Source organism: Streptomyces sp. ALB3 (genome assembly GCF_044385685.1).
In the GTDB taxonomy this organism is placed as follows: domain Bacteria; phylum Actinomycetota; class Actinomycetes; order Streptomycetales; family Streptomycetaceae; genus Streptomyces.
Map to the genome: position 1 here is coordinate 1 of NZ_JBISCE010000039.1, position 20,006 is coordinate 20,006.

Annotated in this window: 18 protein-coding genes and 1 other RNA gene; 8 read left to right on the forward strand and 11 right to left on the reverse strand. The window is 73.9% G+C overall.

Annotation, left to right across the window (positions count from 1 at the left end; translation table 11 throughout):
• The 3 genes from ACHFIV_RS24705 to ACHFIV_RS24715 form a co-directional block, all read right to left on the reverse strand.
• On the reverse strand, window positions 1-1,580 hold a 1,580-nt coding region (locus ACHFIV_RS24705), incomplete at its 3' end, for a sensor histidine kinase (RefSeq protein ID WP_398973026.1).
• A 587-nt stretch (window positions 1,581-2,167) separates the two neighbouring features.
• Window positions 2,168-2,567: RNase P RNA component class A (gene rnpB, locus ACHFIV_RS24710), an RNA gene on the reverse strand.
• A gap of 18 nt (window positions 2,568-2,585) precedes the next feature.
• A complete protein-coding gene (locus ACHFIV_RS24715) occupies window positions 2,586-3,119 on the reverse strand; it encodes a TetR/AcrR family transcriptional regulator (protein WP_398973028.1) in 534 nt (177 codons plus the stop codon).
• 278 nt (window positions 3,120-3,397) lie between these two features.
• Between ACHFIV_RS24715 and yaaA the strand changes: the two genes are divergently transcribed.
• Together yaaA and eda are read left to right on the forward strand one after the other, a co-directional pair.
• The gene (gene yaaA, locus ACHFIV_RS24720; protein ID WP_398973570.1) at window positions 3,398-4,198 is read left to right on the forward strand and encodes a peroxide stress protein YaaA; all 801 of its coding nucleotides are present in this window, start codon (window positions 3,398-3,400) and stop codon (window positions 4,196-4,198) included.
• A gap of 80 nt (window positions 4,199-4,278) precedes the next feature.
• Entirely contained in the window at window positions 4,279-4,926 is a 648-nt protein-coding gene (gene eda, locus ACHFIV_RS24725; protein WP_398973031.1) for a bifunctional 4-hydroxy-2-oxoglutarate aldolase/2-dehydro-3-deoxy-phosphogluconate aldolase, read from the forward strand.
• A 13-nt stretch (window positions 4,927-4,939) separates the two neighbouring features.
• On the opposite strand, the gene ACHFIV_RS24730 is transcribed toward eda, so the two are convergent.
• From ACHFIV_RS24730 to ACHFIV_RS24750, 5 genes are all read right to left on the reverse strand, one after another.
• Entirely contained in the window at window positions 4,940-5,725 is a 786-nt protein-coding gene (locus tag ACHFIV_RS24730; RefSeq protein ID WP_398973033.1) for a TSUP family transporter, read from the reverse strand.
• Between the two features lie 9 nt (window positions 5,726-5,734).
• Window positions 5,735-6,997, reverse strand: coding sequence for a bifunctional RNase H/acid phosphatase (locus ACHFIV_RS24735; RefSeq protein WP_398973035.1), 1,263 nt, complete (start codon window positions 6,995-6,997; stop codon window positions 5,735-5,737).
• Window positions 6,997-7,740 (reverse strand): zinc ribbon domain-containing protein, encoded by a 744-nt coding sequence (locus ACHFIV_RS24740; RefSeq protein ID WP_398973572.1) that lies wholly within the window; start codon window positions 7,738-7,740, stop codon window positions 6,997-6,999. Before ACHFIV_RS24740 ends, ACHFIV_RS24735 begins: the two co-directional genes overlap by 1 nt.
• On the reverse strand, window positions 7,737-8,573 hold the full coding sequence (locus ACHFIV_RS24745) for a Nif3-like dinuclear metal center hexameric protein (protein WP_398973037.1): 837 nt from the start codon (window positions 8,571-8,573) through the stop codon (window positions 7,737-7,739). Before ACHFIV_RS24745 ends, ACHFIV_RS24740 begins: the two co-directional genes overlap by 4 nt.
• Window positions 8,574-8,657: 84 nt before the next feature.
• On the reverse strand, window positions 8,658-9,698 hold the full coding sequence (locus ACHFIV_RS24750; protein ID WP_398973039.1) for an ABC transporter substrate-binding protein: 1,041 nt from the start codon (window positions 9,696-9,698) through the stop codon (window positions 8,658-8,660).
• Window positions 9,699-10,295: 597 nt separating this feature from the next.
• Here ACHFIV_RS24750 and ACHFIV_RS24755 point away from each other — a divergent pair.
• A complete protein-coding gene (locus ACHFIV_RS24755; RefSeq protein WP_398973042.1) occupies window positions 10,296-11,576 on the forward strand; it encodes a hypothetical protein in 1,281 nt (426 codons plus the stop codon).
• 181 nt (window positions 11,577-11,757) lie between these two features.
• On the opposite strand, the gene ACHFIV_RS24760 is transcribed toward ACHFIV_RS24755, so the two are convergent.
• Entirely contained in the window at window positions 11,758-13,272 is a 1,515-nt protein-coding gene (locus ACHFIV_RS24760) for an MFS transporter (RefSeq protein WP_398973045.1), read from the reverse strand.
• Window positions 13,273-13,544: 272 nt separating this feature from the next.
• On the opposite strand from ACHFIV_RS24760, the gene ACHFIV_RS24765 reads away from it, so the two are divergent.
• The 5 genes from ACHFIV_RS24765 (at window position 13,545) to ACHFIV_RS24785 (ending at window position 18,192) form a co-directional block, all read left to right on the forward strand.
• Window positions 13,545-15,092, forward strand: a complete 1,548-nt coding sequence (locus tag ACHFIV_RS24765) for an MFS transporter (protein ID WP_398973047.1) — start codon at window positions 13,545-13,547, stop codon at window positions 15,090-15,092.
• 102 nt (window positions 15,093-15,194) lie between these two features.
• On the forward strand, window positions 15,195-15,851 hold the full coding sequence (locus ACHFIV_RS24770; protein ID WP_398973049.1) for a class I SAM-dependent methyltransferase: 657 nt from the start codon (window positions 15,195-15,197) through the stop codon (window positions 15,849-15,851).
• Between the two features lie 22 nt (window positions 15,852-15,873).
• Window positions 15,874-16,752 carry an N-acetylmuramoyl-L-alanine amidase gene (locus ACHFIV_RS24775; RefSeq protein WP_398973051.1) on the forward strand — a complete coding sequence of 293 codons (879 nt, stop codon included), beginning with the start codon at window positions 15,874-15,876 and terminating at the stop codon, window positions 16,750-16,752.
• A 186-nt stretch (window positions 16,753-16,938) separates the two neighbouring features.
• Window positions 16,939-17,766, forward strand: a complete 828-nt coding sequence (locus ACHFIV_RS24780) for a hypothetical protein (RefSeq protein ID WP_398973054.1) — start codon at window positions 16,939-16,941, stop codon at window positions 17,764-17,766.
• Between the two features lie 132 nt (window positions 17,767-17,898).
• Window positions 17,899-18,192 carry a hypothetical protein gene (locus tag ACHFIV_RS24785; protein WP_398973055.1) on the forward strand — a complete coding sequence of 98 codons (294 nt, stop codon included), beginning with the start codon at window positions 17,899-17,901 and terminating at the stop codon, window positions 18,190-18,192.
• On the opposite strand, the gene ACHFIV_RS24790 is transcribed toward ACHFIV_RS24785, so the two are convergent.
• Together ACHFIV_RS24790 and ACHFIV_RS24795 are read right to left on the reverse strand one after the other, a co-directional pair.
• The gene (locus ACHFIV_RS24790; RefSeq protein ID WP_398973057.1) at window positions 18,189-19,277 is read right to left on the reverse strand and encodes a prenyltransferase; all 1,089 of its coding nucleotides are present in this window, start codon (window positions 19,275-19,277) and stop codon (window positions 18,189-18,191) included. The genes ACHFIV_RS24785 and ACHFIV_RS24790 overlap by 4 nt on opposite strands.
• Window positions 19,274-20,005, reverse strand: coding sequence for a class I SAM-dependent methyltransferase (locus ACHFIV_RS24795; RefSeq protein ID WP_398973060.1), 732 nt, complete (start codon window positions 20,003-20,005; stop codon window positions 19,274-19,276). Before ACHFIV_RS24795 ends, ACHFIV_RS24790 begins: the two co-directional genes overlap by 4 nt.
• Window position 20,006: the final 1 nt, after the last annotated feature.

Sequence of the window (20,006 nt, forward strand, 5' to 3'; positions counted from 1 at the left end):
CCGGGGGGGGCGCCCCCCCGCCCCGCCGTGGCGAAGGCGGCGAGGCCGGCGAACGACGCGTCCGGCGGCACGGCCGCCATGGACTCGGCCGGACGGGCGGCGGCGCCCGGCCGGGCGGCCGGCGCGGCGTCCCGCCTGCTCCTGCGGCGCGGCAGACCGCCGGGCGTGGTGTCCATGGCCTCGGTGCCTTCGGCGCTTTCCACGGGCACGGCGGTCCGGGCCGGCCCGGACCTCTCCACAGCGGGCCTGGCCGGCTCGGTGACGGGGGCGGGCAGATGGCTGAAGTACTTGTGGGGGACGACCACGACCACGGAGGTGCCGAGCCACGGGGAGTCCGCGAAGGTGACCCGGATGCCGTAGCGGCGCGCGAGGGCCCCCACCACGCGCAGGCCGAGGTTGGCGTCCTCCGAGATGCCTCCGAGGCCCGGGCCCTTCGAGGTACCCGCGATGGACTGCTCCGCCTCGCGCTTGCGCTCGTCGCTCAGGCCCTTGCCCGCGTCCTGGATCTCGATGCCGACGCCGTTGGGCACCTCCTTGCCGGAGACGACCACGGGCTCGGTGGGCGGTGAGTAGCGCGCCGCGTTGTCCAGGAGGTGGGCGAAGATCAGGGTGAGGTGGTCCACCAGACCGCCGTCCACGCCGAGTTCGGGCAGATGACGGACCTGGACGCGGTTGAAGTCCTTGATCCGCCCGATGCCGCCCCGGACCACGCTGAGCAGTCGCTGCGGCTCCTGCCACTGACGTCCGGGCCGGTCCGAACCACCGAGTACGCCGATGCTGGCGGCGAGACAGTCGGCGGGACCGATCTCCTGGTCCAGCTCCATGAGGCCCTGGGCCACAGCGGGGAGCCGTCCGTGTTCGCCCTGCATCTCGTGCAGCCGGCCGCGCAGCCGGCCCGTCAGCACGTGGATCCGGCTGCCGATGCCGACCACGGCCTGCTCCGCGGAGGTGGAACGATTCAGCTCTTCCTCGACACCGAGCAGCGCGGTCCGCATGACCTTGCGCAGCGCGGCGCGCGATTCCGGGCTCACGTCGGCCTCCTGGCCGACCTCGGCCAGGATGTCGTCGATGGCCTCGCCGTCCCTCAGCCGGTCGAGCGCTTCGGGGAGGTGGCTGTCACCGAGCCTGGCGACAGCGGCCTGCTGGAGCGCGAACCGCTCCTCCGTCACGCGGGCACGCGCGGCGATGCCGGCCTCGTACGCCTGCGCGTGCTCCGCGAGCCGGGCCTCGAAGGCCGCTGTCTGCTCGCGCAGCTGCGCCTCCAGGGCGGAGCGCTCTTCCGCGAATCTCTGCTCCCTGCCCCGCACGTCCGCGTACCGCTGCTGGGAGTGCTCGGCCTGAGCCGAGCGGAAGTCGTCGTCCAGACGGCGGAGCCGGGTACGGGTCCGGACGAGAAGCCGTACGCATGCCGCGCCGGCGACGGTGACCGCGGCCCCCGCGAAGGTCGCGGGTATCTGGACCTGTTCGGGTCCCGCCACTGCGGTGGCGACGGTTCCGGCTCCTAAGGCCAGCGGCATCAGCCACCAGCCGTACCAGGCGACGGGTGCACGTGCCGCTGGTGGTGGAGTGGCAAGTTCCATCTGCATCCTTCGAGAGCAACACAATCGAACGGGGGGTGGGCGGCGCCGCACATGCCGAGCGGGCAGCGCGGCGGCGGCCGAGTGAGTTCGAGTCAACTCGCCGCGCCGCAAAGGAGCCTATCGGGTTTCGAACACAAGTGATCAACCTCCCTCCGCATACCGGGAAGTATTCGATCACGCTCTGGCCGGAACCTTCCGGCCGTCAGGACGTGACGTGGAGGAGGGCGCCGCCACCACGGCGCACGGCCCGGACGCGGCGGCGCCGGCGCTGGCAGCGGGAGGCCACCGACTGGCCGGAAAGGCTCGCCGGGCCGGACGGCCGACGGCGTCCCGAAGGGGGCGCCGAGCAGTCACCGGGCCCGCGCCCGGCGCGCGACCGGAGCCGGCGACGTCAGGTCAGGGCGTCAGTGTGTGCGGTGCTGCCCGGCGGGGGCCGCGCACCCGCGGTCCCGGGCAGTCAGGGTGAGCGGTCCGCGTCCTGGAGCAGTGCGTCGCGCCGCCGGTCGCCGTCGCGCTCCCCTGCGGGGCGCCGCGCCACGGTGGGGAGGCCGGAGAGCCTCAGGGAGGCGGAGCCGCACGTGGAGCGGCAGACGAGTCGGGCTGTACGCCGGGTTCTGTCGCCCGGTCGCCTCGCGGCGGCCGGGGAGACGGCCATCCATCTAGGACCGGCATTGCTGCCGGTCTCGTGCGGTCTACCCGCGAACTCGGGCGGGCAGCCCTCGGACGTTCGCGCAGGAGCACCGGGGTGCTCCCTCTTGACCTTGCTCCGGGTGGGGTTTACCTAGCCGCCTGGGTCGCCCCAGGCGCTGGTGGTCTCTTACACCACCGTTTCACCCTTACCGGGGACCGAGGTCCCCGGCGGTCTGTTCTCTGTGGCACTGTCCCGCGGGTCACCCCGGGTGGCCGTTAGCCATCACCCTGCCCTGTGGAGCCCGGACGTTCCTCGGGAGGATCCGGGGATCCTCACGCGGCCGTCCGCCCGGCTCGTCTGCCGTGGTGACCATGCTACCCGGCGGGACCGGCGGCGAAGGCCGCGATGCCCGCCTCCCAGGCCGCCGAGAGGTCGGCACCCGGGGGGAAGCGGCCGTTGAGTTCCAGGACCACCATGCCGTGGGCGAAGGCCCAGGCAGCCCGTGCGCGGTCCTCGTCACCCCCGGCGGCACGGAACAGCGGGGCGGCTGCGGCGTCCGCCGCTCCCGCGGCGGGGAGGGTGCGCCCCATGGTGAGGAGGTAGAGGTGCGGGTGGGCCAGGGCGTAGGTGCGGTACGCGGTGGCGAGTGCGGAGAAGGACCCCGGGGCCGCCGCCTCGGCGGCCGCCAGGACCCCGGCGGTCTCCCGGAGCATCTCGGAGGCGAGCGCCGCCACCACGGACGACTTGTCCGGGAAGTGCTTGTAGAGGGACGGCGCCTTGACTCCCACCCGGTCCGCGAGCCGTCGCATGGTGAGCGCTTCGGGGCCGTCGGCCTCCAGGAGGGAGCGCGCGGCGGCGATGATCTGCCGGGGCCTGCCGGCGGCGGGGGCGGTGGCGAGGTCACTCACGCGTGAGACCTTCCCTGGTACGGAGTCGGTACGCAGTCCGTAGCCGAAGACGTGATCGTACGAGATGCGGACAAGCCGGTCGCCGGGGCCCTGGCCGGCCCTGCTCCCGGGCAGGGGGGCGAGGCCTGCGGCGGGGCGAGGGCCACCGGGCGGGGGGCGGGGGCGTGCCCGGCCCCCCGCGCCTTCCGGCCGGGCCGCGGGGGGCCGGCCTGCCCGTACCCTTGCCGGGGGCTCCCGTCGGCGAGGGGCCCCGTGTGCCGCGTATGAAGGAGATCCCCGTGCTCGTGCTGTTGCCGCCCTCCGAAGGTAAGGCCGCCTCGGGGCGCGGGGCACCGCTCAAGCCGGAGTCCCTGTCCCTGCCCGGACTCGCCGACGCCCGGGCCGCGGTCCTCGACGAGCTGGTCGAGCTCTGCCTGGCCGACGAGGAGAAGGCCCGGCAGGTGCTCGGCCTGAGCGAGGGGCTGCGGGGCGAGGTCGCGAAGAACGCGGAGCTCCGCACGGCCGGGACCCGGCCCGCCGGTGAGATCTACACCGGGGTCCTGTACGACGCCCTCGGTCTGGCCACGCTGGACGCGGCGGCGAAGCGGCGGGCCTCGAAGTCGCTGCTGGTCTTCTCCGGACTGTGGGGCGCGGTGCGGGTGGGCGACCGGATTCCCTCGTACCGCTGCTCGATGGGTGTCAGGCTGCCGGGCCTGGGTGCCCTGAACGCCTACTGGCGCGCTCCGATGGCCTCGGTCATGCCGGAGGCGGCAGGGGAGGGCCTGGTCCTGGACCTGCGCTCGTCGGCGTACGCCGGGGCGTGGAAGCCCTCCGGCGAGGTCGCGGAGCGCACGGCGAGCGTGCGGGTGCTCCAGTCGCAGATGGTGGACGGGGTGGAGAAGCGCTCCGTGGTCAGCCACTTCAACAAGGCGACCAAGGGGCGGATGGTTCGCGACCTGCTGCTGGCGGGGGCGCGGCCGAAGGGCCCCGCGCAGCTGGTGGAGGTGCTGCGCGACCTCGGTCACGCGGTGGAGGCGCAGGCTCCCGCGCGAGCGGGCCGGCCGTGGGCGCTCGACGTGGTGGTCACCGAGATCCACTGACCGGAAGGACAGGGCGTTGCGCGTTGCATCCTGCGCAACGCGCGTTGCGCACGGTGCGGTTCTCGCGGCAGGATGAGCCCATGACCTCCTCCGCACCCGCCCCCGTGTCCGCCTCCGTGCTGGACCTCGCCCCTGTCGTCCCCGTCGTCGTGCTGGAGGACGCCGCCGACGCGGTGCCACTGGCCCGCGCGCTCGTCGCCGGCGGGCTCCCCGCGATCGAGGTCACCCTGCGGACCGCCGCGGCCCTCGACGCGATCCGGGCGATCGCGTCGGAGGTGCCCGGCGCCGTGGTGGGCGCCGGCACCGTGATCTCCCCCGCGCATGTGACGGAGACCGTCGCGGCGGGAGCGCGCTTCCTGGTCAGCCCGGGCTGGACGGATGCCCTGCTGGACGCGATGACGGCGTCGGGCGTGCCGTTCCTGCCCGGCGTGTCGACCACGTCCGAGGTGGTCGCGCTGCTGGAGCGCGGGATCACGGAGATGAAGTTCTTCCCCGCCGAGGCCGCGGGCGGCACCGCCTATCTGAAGGCCCTGTCCTCCCCTCTCCCCCGGGCCCGCTTCTGCCCGACGGGCGGCATCTCGCTCGCGTCGGCGCCGTCGTACCTCGCCCTTCCCAACGTCGGCTGCGTGGGCGGCAGCTGGATGGTGCCCGGTGACGCGGTGGCGGCGAAGGACTGGGAGCGCGTGGAGCGGCTGGCCGCCGAGGCGTCCGCGCTCGGCCGGGGCTGAGCCGCCGGCGGGTTCAGGCCGCCGCCTGGACCGCGTACAACAGGCCGATGCCCAGGGCGAGGACGCCCAGCAGGAGCCGCAGCGCCGTCTCGGGGAGGCGCGGCTGGAGCCGGGCCCCGAGGTAGCCGCCGCAGAGCCCGCCGAGGCCGCAGGCCAGGCCGAGTGCCCAGTCGGGCGCGATGTCGCCGGTGGCCGTGAGGGACAGCAGCGCGTACGCGCCCGCCCCCGCGAGGGACGTGACGAAGGTGCAGGCGAGCGCGGCCGGAGCCACCTTGGCGACGGGCACCCCGCGGCCCACCAGGATCGGGCCGAGCAGGGAGCCGCCGCCGATGCCGTAGACACCGCCCGCGACACCGACGGCCAGGGCGAGGGCGGTGGTGGCCCGGGGCGAAGGCGGCGCGGCGTCGGCCGTGCGCCGGGCCGGGCGCAGCGTGCGGGCGCACAGCCAGGCTCCCAGCGGGAACAGCAGGACGGCGATGAACGCCCGGAAGACCGTCGGGCCGGGCACGGCGAAGACCCGGATCACCGCGCCGGTCACCACACCCGGTACCGCGCCCGCCACGAGCAGCCGGGTCAGCGGACCGCGCAGCCGGCCGCTGCTGCGGTAGCGCAGGAGCGCTCCCGGGCACGACACCACGTTGTACAGGAGGTTGGTGGGCGTCACCGCGGGGCTGGGCACACCCAGGACACTGATCTGGACCGGCAGCAGGAACACCGCGCCGGAGACTCCCACCGGCGCGGTCGCCACCGATATCAGCAGTCCGGCGAGGAAGCCGAGGAGTCCCGTGGACCAGGTCACCGCGGCCCGCTACCGCAGGTGCGAGGTGTCGTTGAGGAGTCTCAGCGACGGGTTCCCGTCCGCGTAGTACGCCACCGTCGAGACGGAGGCGGGCGAGAGCTCCATCCGGAACAGCGACTCCGGGGGGGCGCCCAGCGCAAGCCGGACCAGCGTCTTGACCGGGGTGACGTGCGTGACCAGCAGTACGGTGCGGCCCGCGTGACGGGCGATCAGCCGGTCGCGGGCAGCCGCGACCCGTTCCGCCACCTCGGCGAAACTCTCGCCTCCGCCCGTGGGCGCCGCGTCGGGTGACGCGAGCCAGGCCGTGAGGTCGGAGCCGTACCGCTCCCTGACCTCGGCGAAGGTGAGCCCCTCCCAGGCGCCGAAGTCGGTCTCACGCAGGCCTTCGTCGACGCTCACCCCCAGGCCGAGCCGCTCGGCCACGGCGGCGGCGGTCTCACGGCAGCGGCGCAGCGGGGAGGTCACGATCTCCTGGACCGCGCCCTGGGCGGCGAACGCTTCCGCCGCGCGGGCTGCCTGGTGCCGGCCCGTCTCCGACAGCTCGGGGTCACTGCCGCCGCTCCCGGAGAAACGCTTCTCGGGGGTGAGGGCCGTCTCGCCGTGCCGGAGCAGCACGAAGGTGGCGGGCGCGCCCAGGTCGGGTGCGGTCCCCCAGCCCACCTGCGGGGACGCCGACAGGGCCGGCTGCGGGGCCACGGCGGCCGGGCGGGCGGCGGCCATGGCCGCGCGGACCTTCGCCGCGCCCGCCACCGCGTCGCCGGGCGGCCCCGCCGGGGACGGCTCGGAGCCGGCCGGTGGGCGCGGTGTGTCCAGCTCGGCCGTCGAGGACGTCCGGTCCCACCGCTCGCCCCGCCTGCCCGCGTCCATCGCCTCGTTGGCGAGCCGGTCGGCGTGCTTGTTCTCCGCGCGCGGAATCCACTCGTACGTCACCGAGCCGGCGGGGAGGATGCTCGCGGCCTCCGCGGCGAGCGGCTTCATGTCAGGGTGCTTGATCTTCCAGCGGCCCGACATCTGCTCGACCACCAGCTTGGAGTCCATCCGGACACGCACCTCGACGGGCGTGTCCGGGAACAGCTCCTTCACCGCCTTCAGGCCGGCGATCAGGCCCCTGTACTCCGCGACGTTGTTCGTCGCGACCCCGATGTACTCGGCGGCCTCGGCGAGCGTCCCCGCGTCGAGGGGGTCGAGGACGACCGCGCCGTAGCCGGCGGGCCCCGGGTTGCCCCGGGAACCGCCGTCGGCCTCGACGACCAGCTTGCGGGGAGCGGACACTACAGGCCCGAGTCCGCGGTGCGCACCAGGATGCGGTGGCAGTTCTCGCAGCGCAGCACGGTGTCGGGGGACGCCGCCTTCACGTCGTTGACCTCGGTGATGTTCAGCTCGAGGCGGCAGCCCTCGCAGCGGCGCTGGTAGAGCCGGGCGGCGCCGACGCCGCCCTGCTGGGCGCGGAGCTTGTCGTACAGCTTGAGCAGGTCGGCGGGGACGGCGCCCGCGACGACCTCACGGTCCTTGGCCACGGTGGCGGCCTCGGCCTCGAGCTCCTGGGTGGCGGCGTCCCGGCGGGCGGTCGCGTCGTCGACCTTGGCCTGCACCGCGCTGACGCGCTCGGTCAGCTCGGCGACGCGCTCCTGGGCGGACTCGCGGCGCTCCATGATCTCCAGGACGACGTCCTCCAGGTCACCCTGGCGCTTGGCCAGCGAGACGATCTCCCGCTGGAGGCTCTCCAGGTCCTTCGGCGAGGAGACCGCGCCGGAGTCGAGCCGCTGCTGGTCACGGACGGCGCGCTGACGCACCTGGTCGACGTCCTGCTCCGCCTTGGCCTGCTCGCGGGTGGTGTCGCTCTCCTCGGTCTGCGAGGCGACGAGCAGGTCGCGCAGCTGCGCGAGGTCGCTGTTGAGCGAGTCGAGCTCGGCGTGCTCGGGAAGCGAGTTGCGCTTGTGGGAGAGCTGCGACAGACGTACGTCGAGTGCCTGGACTTCGAGGAGTCGGATCTGGTCGGCGGGCGCGGCGTTCAGTTGGGGGCTCCAGAAGAGTGGTGGGTGGTCCAGGGGTCGGTGACCTGCTTCGAGACGTGGACCCTCAGGTCCCATCCGTGGCGGTCGGAAATCGCGTCGAGCTGCGCGGCGGCCTGCTCGCACCAGGGCCACTCGGTGGCCCAGTGCGCGGCATCGACGAGGCCGAGCGGTGAGTGCTGGACGGCCTCGGAGGCCGGGTGGTGGCGCAGGTCCGCCGTGAGGAAGGCGTCCACGCCCGCGGCGCGTACGGCGTCGAAGAGGCTGTCGCCGGAGCCGCCGCTCACCGCGACCCGGCGCACGAGCGCGTCCGGGTCACCGGCGAGCCGGACGCCCTGCGCGGTGGCGGGCAGCCTGGCGGCGGCTCGGGCGGCGAAGTCGCGGAGGGTCTCCGGGTGGTCGAGTTCGCAGATCCGGCCGAGTCCGCGGCGTCCGCCCGCGTCCGTGGGGTCCGGCACCAGGGGGCCGGTGACGCGCAGGTCCAGGGCGCCGGCGAGGGCGTCGGAGACGCCGGGGTCGGCGGTGTCGGCGTTGGTGTGTGCGACGTGCAGGGCGATGTCGTGCTTGATGAGTCCGTGCACCACCCGGCCCTTGAAGGTGGATGCCGCGACCGTCGTCGTACCGCGCAGATAGAGGGGGTGGTGGGTGACGATCAGCTGGGCGCCGAGGCTCCGCGCCTCGTCGGCGACCTGGCGGACGGGGTCGACGGCGAAGAGGACCCGGTCGATCCCGGCCTCCGGGTCGCCGCAGACCGTGCCGACGGCGTCCCATCCTTCGGCCCGCTCGGGCGGCCAGAGGGCGTCGAGCTCGGCGATGACTTCAGACAGACGGGGCACGGAGGAAAGGCTACCTGTCCGCCGTGCCCCGCCGCCCCTGGCCGCCGGGGCCCGTGCAGCGGGAACGGCGGCCGGTGCGAATCGTTACCCGGCGAGGTCGGCGCGGAGGTCGTCGAGGACCAGGTTCGCGGAGGTGACGCCGAGACCGAGGTACCACGTTTCGTCGGGGACGTCCTGGGCCTGGCCTGCCTTCACGGCGGCGAGGTTCTTCCACAGCGGGTTGGCGCGGGCGGTGTCGCGCTTCGTGGCCTTCGCGTCGCCGTAGACCCCGGTGAAGATCCAGTCGGCGGCCGCCTGGTCCATGTTCTCGGAGCTGATCTCGACGGCCAGATCGTCGATCTGCTGGTTGGCGGGCCGCGGCAGGCCGACGTCCTGGAGGATCGTGCCGATGAAGGAGGCCTTGGCGTAGAGGCGGATCTTGTCCGGCATGTACCGGACCATGGAGACGGTCGGCTTGTCCGGGCCGATGTCCTCGCCCAGCTTGTCCGCCTTCGCCTCGTAGGCGGCGAGCTCGGTCTCCGCCTTCGCCGTCCTGTCGAGGGCGGCGGCGTTGAGGAGGTAGTTCTCCTTCCAGGTGAAGCCGGGACGGATGGAGAACACGGTGGGCGCTATCTCGGAGAGCTCGTCGTACATGTCCGCGGCGCGCAGCTGGCTGCCGAGGATCAGGTCCGGCTTCAGGCCCGCGATCGCCTCGAGGTTGAGGCTGTTGATCGTCCCGACGCTCACCGGGTTGCCCGCGTCCTTCTCCAGGTACGACGGAATGGCCTCGTCCCCCTCGGAGGGCGCGTAGCCGACGGGCTTCACGCCGAGCGAGACGACGTTGTCGAACTCGCCGACGTCCAGCACGACGACCCGCTCGGGGGCGGCCGCGATCTCGGTGCTGCCCATGGCGTGGGTGACCGTGCGGGGGAATTCGCCGGCTTCGGCGTCGGTCCCGTACTCCGCGGTCTTCTTCGCCGCGGCGGCGAAGTCCTTGCCTCCCGTGGCGACGGCCGCCTTCTTGTCGCCGCCGGCGCCGTCACCCGCCGTGCCGCCCGCCGTGCCGTCGCCGCCGCACGCCGAGAGCGAGAGGGCGGCGGCGACCGCGAGGCCGATCGCGGCGGTGCCGCGGCGTCTGAAGGACATGTTCTGCTCCAGTTCGGAACGTACACAGGAAATTCTTAGGGAAGGCTCACCTTAAGCGCGCGGAGATGCGGCAGCACACCGCCCCCTGCCCCCGCAGGGAAATCGGGACATCGGCACCCTTATGTGTGAAGTGACGTGGCACGTGTTGTCCGGCGGGGAGTGCGATACCTAGCTTCGGTTGCCGGAGGTGACCGGACCATGACTGCCTGTGCCATCGAGGACAAGACCGCCGGAGTCACGAGGACTGCCGCAGCGGCCGAACCCGTATCCGGGCCGGCGGAGCCCGACGGGCCGGGCGAGCCCGTGAAACCCCGCGTCGCGGGGGCGTCGGACGAGGGCGCGGATCCCGTCAGAGCGGGGGCGGCCGGCCAGGGCCCGGCGGGAACGCCCCCCAGGGGCACGGGTCCCGGCCCGGCGGGAGCGTCCGAGAGCGGTGCCGGCCCGGCCGGTGCCGCGACGCCGGCCGTCCCGCACGGGAGTCCGCCCACGGGCGGGCTCGTCCCGTCCGTGGCTCCGCGCGGCGGCCCCACCGCGACGCCGGCCGCCGTGTGGCCTCCCGCGTCCCCCGGCCCGGGCGCACCCGGTCCCGTGCCGCCGATGCCCTCGGCACGGCCGGTACCGGCCGTGCCGCCCTCGGCGTCCGCCCTGCCGCCCGCTGTGTCCGCTCCGTCCGCCCTGCCGGCATCCGCCGCGGCGTCCGCGTCCTCCGTACGGACGGCCGCAGCGGACGGTCCCCGGCCCTCGGCGCCTCCCCTCCCGCCCGCCCTCACGGTCGACGCCCCCTCACGCGCCGTGCCGCCCGTCCTCACCATCGCCGCCGGCCATGCGTACGCGGCGCGGCTCACCGCGGCCGACGGGACGGCGGAGCCGGCCTGGTTCCCCGAGCGCTGGACACTGGACGGCCCCGAGCCCTACGCCGTGCCCCTCCCCCTCGACCAGCCGGAGGACGCCGGCTCCGACGTCCTGCCCCTCTCCGACGGGCGGGTCCTGATCCGGCGCCTGGTGGCAGCCGGCCGGCACACGTTCTCGTTGCTCTATCCGACCGGACCCGGCACGGGCGAGATCTTCCTGGGGGCCCTCGACAGCTCGGAACTCGCCCTCCTCCCCCCGTCCCCGGACGGCTCGAGTGCCTACGCCCTGCTGGCCGGCGCGCGCTCCACCGGTGTCTGGCGGGTGGCGGGTGGCGCCTACGGCCCCGAGCAGGTCGCGGATGTGCCGGGACACTGTTCGGGTGGTGTCTGGCTCGACCGCGAGGGCCGGCTCCTCGCCCTGGACCGGCGGATGCCCGGCGGCGGCCCGGTGAAGGCGGTCGTCGTGGACCTCGGGCGCGGCGGCGAGGTGACCCCCCTGCTGCAGATCGCGCCGGAGAGCAACGACCGCCTGCTGCTGGCGGATGCCGACAGCGGCCTGCTGCTGGTCCGGTCGGACGCGCCCGGCAGTGACCGGCTCGGCTGGGGCGTGCTCGGCAGCTGCCTCCCGGTGCGGTTCCCGGAGTGCCTGCGCACACCGGACGAGAGGTTGACGCCGTTCGCCGTACAGCCGGGACAGATGCTGATGCCCGAGAGCTGCGCGGTGGCGCTGCGGGTCGACGGCGCGGCGGGCAGCTGGGTGGGGCTGTGGCGTCCGGCGGGGCGCCGGCTCCACCAGGTCGCGGCGCCCGGGGGGTGGCTGGCCGGCAGCGGCTTCTGGACCCGCGAGGGAGTGCTGCACCTGCCGTACGCGCTGGAGGGGGCTCCCTGCGCGGTGGCGCTGCTGGAAGCTCCGGCGGACGAGCCGCACCCGGCCGTCGGGAGCGGCAGGGCGACGCCGGCTCCCGCCGCGCCCACGCCCGTCCCGCTGGGGCAGGCGCCTCTGGTCGGGCGCACCCCGCCCGGCTGAACTCGGACCCGGTCCTCCAAGGCCTGCCCCGCAGTCCCCGGCGGGCGCACGACGACAGCTACGGCACCTCGCCGTGTTGTCAGAACGCCCGGATACATCCGGCGTGCGGACGTCCCTCCGCCTTGCGACGCACCGCAGCTGACGCCGCACGCTGACCCACCGGAAAGGAGCGGGACAGCTCTCAGGCGGTGTCCCGGCAGCGCAGCGCGGGCGCGGGCGCGGGCTCGTCCCCGGCCCCTGTCCCCCGGCCCCCGGCCCGCGTGTCCGGACGTCCCCGCCCGTCCGTCGCCCGGGCTCCCGGCAGCCAGAACAGCATGAGCACGGCCCCCGCCACCAGCACCACGGCGGACGTGCGGAAGGCCAGGGCGTATCCCGCGGTGATCTGTGCCGCGTCCTCCGAGCCCCCGGTGCGGGCCGCCGCGACCGTGGAGAGCAAGGCGAGCCCCAGCGCACCACCCATCGTCCGGGAGGTGTTGACCAGTCCGGAGACGAGTCCGGCGTCGCCGGGGGCGGCTCCGGAGGTGGCGAGCGTGGCCAGCGGGGTGGAGGCAAGGCCGGCCCCCGCCATCATCAGGACGCCGGGCAGGCAGACCGCAGTGAGGTAGGAGCCGTGCACGCCCATCGTGGACTGCCATCCGAACCCGGCGGCGGCGACCAGAGCACCCGTCACGGCCAGCGGTTTGGCGCCTGCCCGCGCCATGATCGCGGGCGCGGCCTTCGCGCCGGCGAAGACGGCCGCGGAGCTCGGCACGAGCGCGAATCCGGCTTCCAGCGGTGTGTAGCCCAGCACGTTCTGGGCGTAGACCGTCATGAAGTACCACATGCCGAAGGTCGCCGATCCGAGCAGCAGCATCGACACGTTGGCCGCCGAGACCGCGCGCACCCCGAGCACCCGCAGCGGCATCAGCGGCGCGGCCGCCCGGGCCTCCACGAGGACGAACACGCCGAGCAGTGCCGGGCCGCCCAGCAGGGGCACCAGGGTGGCGGCGCCGGTCCAGCCGGCCGCCTCGGTCTGCACGATGCCGTACGCGGTCGTCGCCAGGCCCGCCGTGACGAGCACCGCGCCCAGCAGGTCCACGCGGCGCCGGTCGCCCGCCCGGCCCTCGGCCAGCCACACCGCTGCGCCGGCGATGACGAGGACGCCGACCGGCACGTTGATGAGCAGGACCCAGCGCCAGGAGAGCACGTCGGTGAGCACCCCTCCGATCAGTCCGCCGGCCGCGCCGCCGCCCGCGCCGACCGCCATCCAGGTGCCGATCGCCCGGGTCCGCGCGTGGCCCTCGGGGACGGCGGCGGTGAGGATGGTGAGCGTCGCGGGGGACAGCACGGCCGCGCCGAGTCCCTGTCCGGCGCGGGCGGCCAGGAGCTGCCAGCCCTCCTGCGCGAACCCGCCGGCGAGCGAGGCCGCGGTGAAGAGGCCGAGCCCGGTCAGGAACATGCGCTTGCGGCCGTATATGTCGGCGGCCCGCCCGCCGAGCAGCATGAAGCCGGCGAAGGCGATCGAGTAGGCGTTGACGACCCACTGCAGTCCGGGTCCGCTCAGGCCCAGGTCGGTGCGCATGGAGGGCAGGGCCACGTTGACGACGGAGACGTCGAGGACGACCAGGAACTGGCCGGTGCAGGCGGCCGCGACCACGGCCCACGTACGGGTTCTCGATCGGGCGGGAGGCCGCGTGGGCGGGAGGGCGTCAACCATGGGCGTCATAATCGCAGGCCATCCGTGCCCCGTACATCGGCCGGTCCCCCGGGGATTCCGGAGGACTCCGCGTCCCTCGGTGCGGGACCGGCCGGCTGCGCGCGTCCCGCGCGGCGCGACCGGAACACCGCGGGCACGCACGTGACAGGAATATCGCGGGCACGCAGAAGGTTCAGCGTGCACATACTTGGCGGCCGGCGCTGCCGTCGGCGCGCCGCCGCATGCCCGCCCGCTCCATGTCCCGCACCACCCCCTGCCCGGAGGCCACACGTATGCAACGGACGACGAACGGACCGCGAGCCGGGGAGCTCGGACTTCCGGACCCGCGCGGTGGCAAGGGCGGCGGAGTCGTTCCCGTACTCGCGTTCGCGGGGATCACCGTCGCGGTGATGCAGACCCTGCTCGTCCCCGTCATCAAGGATCTGCCGTCCCTCCTCGCCACCGACCCGGCGAACGCGACGTGGGTGATGACCGCCACCCTGCTCGCCGGGGCCGTCGCGACCCCGATCATGGGACGGCTCGGTGATCTGTACGGCAAGCGGCGGATGCTGCTCGCCAGTCTCGCCGTGATGGTCTTCGGCTCCCTGGTCTGCGCCTCCACCGACGACCTCGTGATCATGATCGTCGGGCGCGCGCTCCAGGGTTTCGCCATGGGGGCGATTCCGCTGGGGATCGGCATCATGCGCGACGTGCTGCCGCGCGAGAGGCTCGGCTCGGCCATGGCCCTGATGAGTTCCTCCATAGGCGTGGGCGGCGGTCTGGCGCTGCCCGCCGCCGCGCTCGTCGCCCAGCACGCCGACTGGCACGCCCTCTTCCTCGCTTCGGCCGCGCTGGGGGTGCTGGCCATGGCCCTGACGGTCCTCGTGGTTCCGGAACCCCCGCTCCGCGCACCGGGACGCTTCGACCTCGTCGGCGCGCTGGGACTCTCCCTCGGCCTGGTCTGCCTGCTCCTGCCCGTCACCAAGGGCAGCGACTGGGGCTGGACCTCCCCCCTGACGCTCGGGCTGATCGCCGCGTCCCTGGTGATCCTCGTGCTGTGGGGCCTGTTCGAGCTGCGCTCCCCCGCGCCGCTGGTCGATCTGCGTACCAGCGCCCGCCGTGAGGTGCTCCTCACCAACCTGGTCTCGATCATGGTCGGGGTGGCCTTCTACGCCGTCTCACTGGTCCTGCCGCAACTGCTCCAGCTTCCCGAGGCGACGGGCTACGGCCTGGGGCAGTCCATGGTGGTGGCCGGGCTGTGCGTGGCGCCGCTGGGTCTGACCATGATGTTCGTCGCCCCGCTGTACGCCCGGCTCTCCGCCCGCCGCGGCCCCAAGACCACACTGATCCTCGGGATGCTCGTCATCGCCGTCGGTTACGGCGCGGGGCTCGGCCTGATGAGCGCCGCCTGGCAGACCGTGGTGATCGCCGTGGTGCTCGGGGCGGGGATCGGGCTCGCCTACTCCTCGCTGCCCGCTCTGATCATCGGGGCGGTCGACGCCTCCGAGACGGGTGCGGCCAACGGTCTGAACACCCTGATGCGCTCGATCGGCACGTCGTTGTCGAGCGCGGTGATCGGGATGGTGCTGGCGAACACCTCGGTCAGGACGGGGCCGGTGGACGTTCCCACCATGGAGGGCTTCCGTACCTCGTTCGTGATCGCGACGGGGGCGGTGCTGATCGGCCTCGTGCTGGCCTCGTTCCTCCCGGCCCAGCGGCCGGCCCGCCCGGTGCTGCTGGCCAGCAGCGCGGGCGACGCCCTGGCCGCGGCCGAGGCCGCGGGATCCGCCCCCGCCGCGGCGCCGGCCGGTGCGCCGGAGCGCCGGTCCCCCGCGCCGTAGCCGGGTGCGGGGGCGTGCCGCGCGCCCCCGCCGCTCCCGGGTGCGGGGGCGTACGGCACGATGGGACGCCGTCCGATCCACCGCCCCGCCAGGAGGAACCCCGTGGCCGCCGAGTCCGCCGCCCGTCCCGTGCCGGAGGTTCTCGCGGCCTTCGAGGCCGCCAAGGGCTTCATGCCGGTCCACGAGGGGCTCGCCCTCTACGCCGCCGCCGTGGAGGCCGGCACCCTGGGCCTGCCGCTCCTGGAGGTCGGCACGTACTGCGGGCGGTCCACGATCCTGCTGGCGGACGCCGCCCGGGCGGCCGGGGTGACGGCGCTGACCGTCGACCACCACCGGGGCAGCGAGGAGCAGCAGCCGGGGTGGGAGTACCACGACCCGTCGGTGGTGGACCCGGAGACCGGCCTGATGGACACGTTGCCCACCTTCCGGCGCACCCTGCACCGGGCGGGCCTGGAGGAGCACGTGGTGGCCCTCGTCGGGCGTTCCCCGCAGGTCGCCGCCGTGTGGGGCGGGGCGCTCGGTCTGGTCTTCATCGACGGCGGGCACACCGACGAGCACGCGAACGGCGACTACGAGGGCTGGGCGCCGAAGGTGGCCGACGGCGGCCTGCTGGTCATCCACGACGTGTTCCCCGACCCGGCGGACGGCGGCCAGGCCCCGTACCGCGTCCACCGACGCGCCCTGGCCTCGGGGGCGTTCACCGAGATCGCGGTGACGGACTCCTTGCGCGTCCTGCGGCGTACGGGGCCGGGAGCCTGAGGGCCACGGATAGCATCGCGCCGTGCGCCAAGAAGACCTCGCTCCCCCCACACCGCGCCCGGGTCCGCGCCGCCGTTCCGTGTTCGCCGCGGCGGCGCTGGCCGGCGTCTGCCTGACCGCTGCGGGCTGCGCGGACGACGGGCCGGGGCCCGGTGCCGGACCGGCGTCCGCGTCGGCCCCGGCGTCGCCGTCGGCCGGGGCCTCGTCCGTGAAGCCCCCGCCCCGGGGGCCGCTCTCGGGCCGCACGGTGGTGATCGACCCCGGGCACAACCCGGGGAACCGCGACCACACCCGGGAGATCAACAGCAAGGTGGACATCGGTACGGGGCGCAAGGAGTGCGACACCACGGGCACCGCCACCGAATCCGGTTACGCGGAGGCCCTGTTCACCCTCGACGTCTCCCGCCGGCTGCGTGCGCTGCTGGAGGAGCGGGGCGCGAGGGTGGTCCTCACCCAGGACGACGACCGCCCCTTCGGCCCGTGCGTCGACGAGCGCGCGCGGATCGGCAACGAGGCACGCGCCGACGCGGTCGTCTCGGTCCACGCGGACGGTTCGGCGACCGGGAACCGTGGATTCCACGTCATTCTCCCCGCGGTGGTGGACGGAAGCGGCGCGGACACCGCGGAGATCGTGGCCCCTTCGCGTGAACTGGGAGAACGCATTGCCGGGAATTTCGTACGCGTTACCGGAAGCGCCCCTTCCAATTACATCGGCGGCGGCACCGGGCTGGACACCCGTGACGATCTCGGCGGACTGAATCTGTCGACCGTCCCCAAAGTGTTCGTCGAATGCGGCAATATGCGTGATCCGGCGGACGCCGCCCTGCTCACCAGCGGGAGTTGGCGCCAGAAGGCGGCTCTCGGTATCGCCGACGGCGTCAGCAGCTATCTGAAGAGGTAGTTCTGCGGTGATGGTGGTGACTTCGGGGGGATGACCGGTCCGAGGTCCGGGCAGCATCACAACCCGCCCGGGCAGACGATAGATTCATCCGTACGATGGGGAGCCGCCCCCGAGCTTCGCGCCGTACCCGCCGTTCAGGCGGCATCGACGACCGCCCCGACGAGACGACCGACTAAGGACCTTCACGTGAATATCCGCTCCCTCACTCGAGGCGACGGCGTGGTGATCGGAGCAGCGGTCGTGCTGTTCATCGCCTCTTTCCTCGACCTCTCCGGTTACGACTGCCCCTCGGGCGTGGACTGCTCGGGCTACAGCGCGAACGCCTGGGACTCCCTGTCCGTCCTGATGGGCATCTACCTGGCCGGCATCATCGGCGCCGCGCTGCTGATCCTCAGCCGCGCGATGCCGGGGCGCAAGGTCGCCGGTTTCGAACTCGGCCAGTTCGGCGCCGCGTTCACGGTGTTCTCCCTGTGGACCATGTTCTGGACGATCATCGACGCCGGTGACGCCGGCGCCGGCCTGATCCTCGGACTGCTGGCGGCCCTCGTGCTGGCCGGCGGCGCCGTGGCCACTCCGCTGGTCCCCGCGCTCAAGGCCCCGCTCATGGGCGCACCGCGCCCGGCGCAGGCCGTGCAGCCGGCCTACGGCCAGCAGCCCGGCCAGGGCTACGGCTACCCCGGTGGCCAGCAGTTCGGCGCCCAGCCCGGCCAGCCCCAGCCGTACGGTGCCCAGCCCGGCCAGCCGGGGCCCGGTCAGCCGGAGCACCACCAGCAGGGCGCGCAGCAGGCTCCGCAGGGCGGTGGGGCGCCCGCCGGCGACTTCACCCCCTTCTGGTTCGCCGTGCCGGTGGCCCGCCCGCTGTACGGCGAGGACGGCGCGCCCAACCCGATCGCCGAGCTCGCGCCCGGTACGTGGTACCTCGCGGTCGAGCAGCGTGGTCCCGGGCTCATCGCCCAGACGCAGGACGGCCGTCGTGGCGTCCTCCAGGACACCACGGGCATCCAGCGCGGCTGAGCCCCCCGCGCACGAGTGGCCCCCGCCCTTCCAGGGCGGGGGCCACTTCCGTCGGACGGCCGGCCCGGACGGTCCGCCACCCGGCGCGCGCCGTACGGGTTTCAGTCACGGCAGAGCGGCAATCCGGAGAGCATGTCTCCCAGAACAGGCACAGGAAGCAGTACCGCCGCACGCGTCATAGCCGTCGTCGCGGACATCATGGCCTTCATCATCATTCTGTGGATCCTGATGTACCTGCTCGACGCCAACCGGGGCAACGACCTCGTCCAGTGGGTGCAGGACTCGGCCCACTGGCTGGCCGACTGGTCGTACGACCTGTTCACCTTCGACGAAGCGTGGGCGCGCGTCGTCACGGGCTACGGTCTGGCCGCAGTCGTCTACCTGTTCATCGGTCACGCCGTGGCCGGCCGGGTCCGCCGCTTCTAGCGGGCCGGTTCCTCACGGCAGCAGTCGGGTTCCAGTCCCGTCGGCAGCCGTTCACCGCTGAAGACCGCGGTGGTCGCCTCGTCCCCCCCGAGCGCGGCCACCGCGAGAAGCAGGGAGCCCGCCGTCCAGGTGGTCAGTTCCTCCGGCCATATGGCCCGCTCGCCCTCGAAGACGTAACCGGTCCAGTAGAGGCCGCCGTCGGCCCGCAGGTGCTGGACGGACTGCAGGATCTCCAGGGCGCGGTCCGACTCGCCCGTCACCCAGAGCGCCAGGGCCAGTTCGCAGCTCTCGCCGCCGGTGACCCAGGGGTTGGGGAGTACGCAGCGCACGCCGAGGCCGGGGACCACGAAGCTGTCCCAGCCCTCCTCGATGCGCCGTGTCGCGGCGGGTCCGGTGAGCGCGCCGCCGAGGACCGGGTAGTACCAGTCCATCGAGTAGCGGCTCTTGTCCAGGAAGCGCTCCGGGTGGCTGCGGATGGCATGGCCGAGCGCGCCGGCCGCGAGCTCCCAGTCCGGCTGGGCCTCCTCGCGCTGTTCCGCCAGTGCCAGGGCGCAGCGCAGCGCCTGGTACACGGAGGAGCAGCCGGTCAGCAGGGCGTCGGTGACGGCGGTGCCGTCGGGTTCGCGCTTCCAGCCGATCTGGCCGCCGGGCTGCTGGAGTCCCAGCACGAACTCGATCGCGGCGTAGACCGTCGGCCACATGCGGTCGACGAACGCGTCGTCGCCGGTGGCGAGGTAGTGGTGCCAGACGCCGACGGCCACGTAGGCGCAGAAGTTCGTCTCGCGCCCCAGGTCGGTCGGCCTGCCCGGGTCGCCGTCGTCGTAGGCGGCGTACCAGGAACCGTCCTCGTTCTGGTGGCGGGCCAGCCACGCGTAGGCGCGGGCGGCGGCCTCGTGCTCACCGGCCGCGTCGAGCGCCATGGCCGCCTCGGTGTGGTCCCACGGGTCGAGGTGGTGGCCGCGGAACCAGGGCAGTGCCCCGTCCTCGCACTGCGCGGCGAGCAGGGCGGCGACGGTCTCGGCCGCCTGCTCGGCGGTGAGGACGCCCGGCAGGACGAGGTGCTCCGTCTGCTCCGGCGTGCTCACGCCTCGGTCCCGGGCAGGTGCGGCTTGGTCGCGTACGCCACGAAGCTCTTGCCGACGACCGGGTTCAGCAGCTGCTCGGCGACCCGGGTGGCCAGCGGCTTCTTCATGATGTCCCAGACCAGCAGCTTGTGGTACGCCCGCACCGGGAGCGCCTTCTCGTTGTCGACGCCGAAGGCGCACTTCAGCCACCAGTACGGACTGTGCAGAGCGTGCGCGTGGTGGGTGCCGTAGGGCTTGAGCCCGGCTTCCCGGATCCTGCCGAGGAGTTCGTCGGCCTTGTAGATGCGGATGTGGCCGCCCTCGACCTCGTGGTACGCGTCGGAGAGGGTCCAGCAGACCTTCTCGGGGCCGTAGCGGGGCACCGTGATCGCGATCCGGCCGCCGGGCCTCAGCACGCGGACCATCTCGGCGAGGACGCCCTTGTCGTCGGGGATGTGCTCCATCACCTCGGAGATGATCACGACGTCGAAGGCGGCGTCGGGGAACGGCAGGTTGAGCGCGTCGCCCTCCATCGCGGTGGCGGTCGCGCCGGCGGGCGCCTCACCGGCCTCCTTCATCGCGGCGAACCACTTCGCGACCTCGCGGATCTCCTCGCCGTTCCGGTCGAGGGCCACCACCTGGGCGCCGCGCCGGTAGCACTCGAAGGCGTGCCGGCCGGCGCCGCAGCCCAGATCGAGCACCCGGTCGCCGGCGGCGAGCGGGAAGCGGGTGAAGTCGACGGTCAGCACG

What these genes read in the sequence shown, in the direction of transcription:
- eda (WP_398973031.1), top strand. Translation starts at nt 4,279, where the DNA reads ATGACCTCCTCCGCACCCGCCCCCGTGTCCGCCTCCGTGCTGGACCTC.
- ACHFIV_RS24750 (WP_398973039.1), bottom strand. Translation starts at nt 9,698, where the DNA reads ATGTCCTTCAGACGCCGCGGCACCGCCGCGATCGGCCTCGCGGTCGCC.
- ACHFIV_RS24755 (WP_398973042.1), top strand. Translation starts at nt 10,296, where the DNA reads ATGCCCTCGGCACGGCCGGTACCGGCCGTGCCGCCCTCGGCGTCCGCC.
- ACHFIV_RS24760 (WP_398973045.1), bottom strand. Translation starts at nt 13,272, where the DNA reads ATGGTTGACGCCCTCCCGCCCACGCGGCCTCCCGCCCGATCGAGAACC.
- ACHFIV_RS24765 (WP_398973047.1), top strand. Translation starts at nt 13,545, where the DNA reads ATGCAACGGACGACGAACGGACCGCGAGCCGGGGAGCTCGGACTTCCG.
- ACHFIV_RS24785 (WP_398973055.1), top strand. Translation starts at nt 17,899, where the DNA reads ATGTCTCCCAGAACAGGCACAGGAAGCAGTACCGCCGCACGCGTCATA.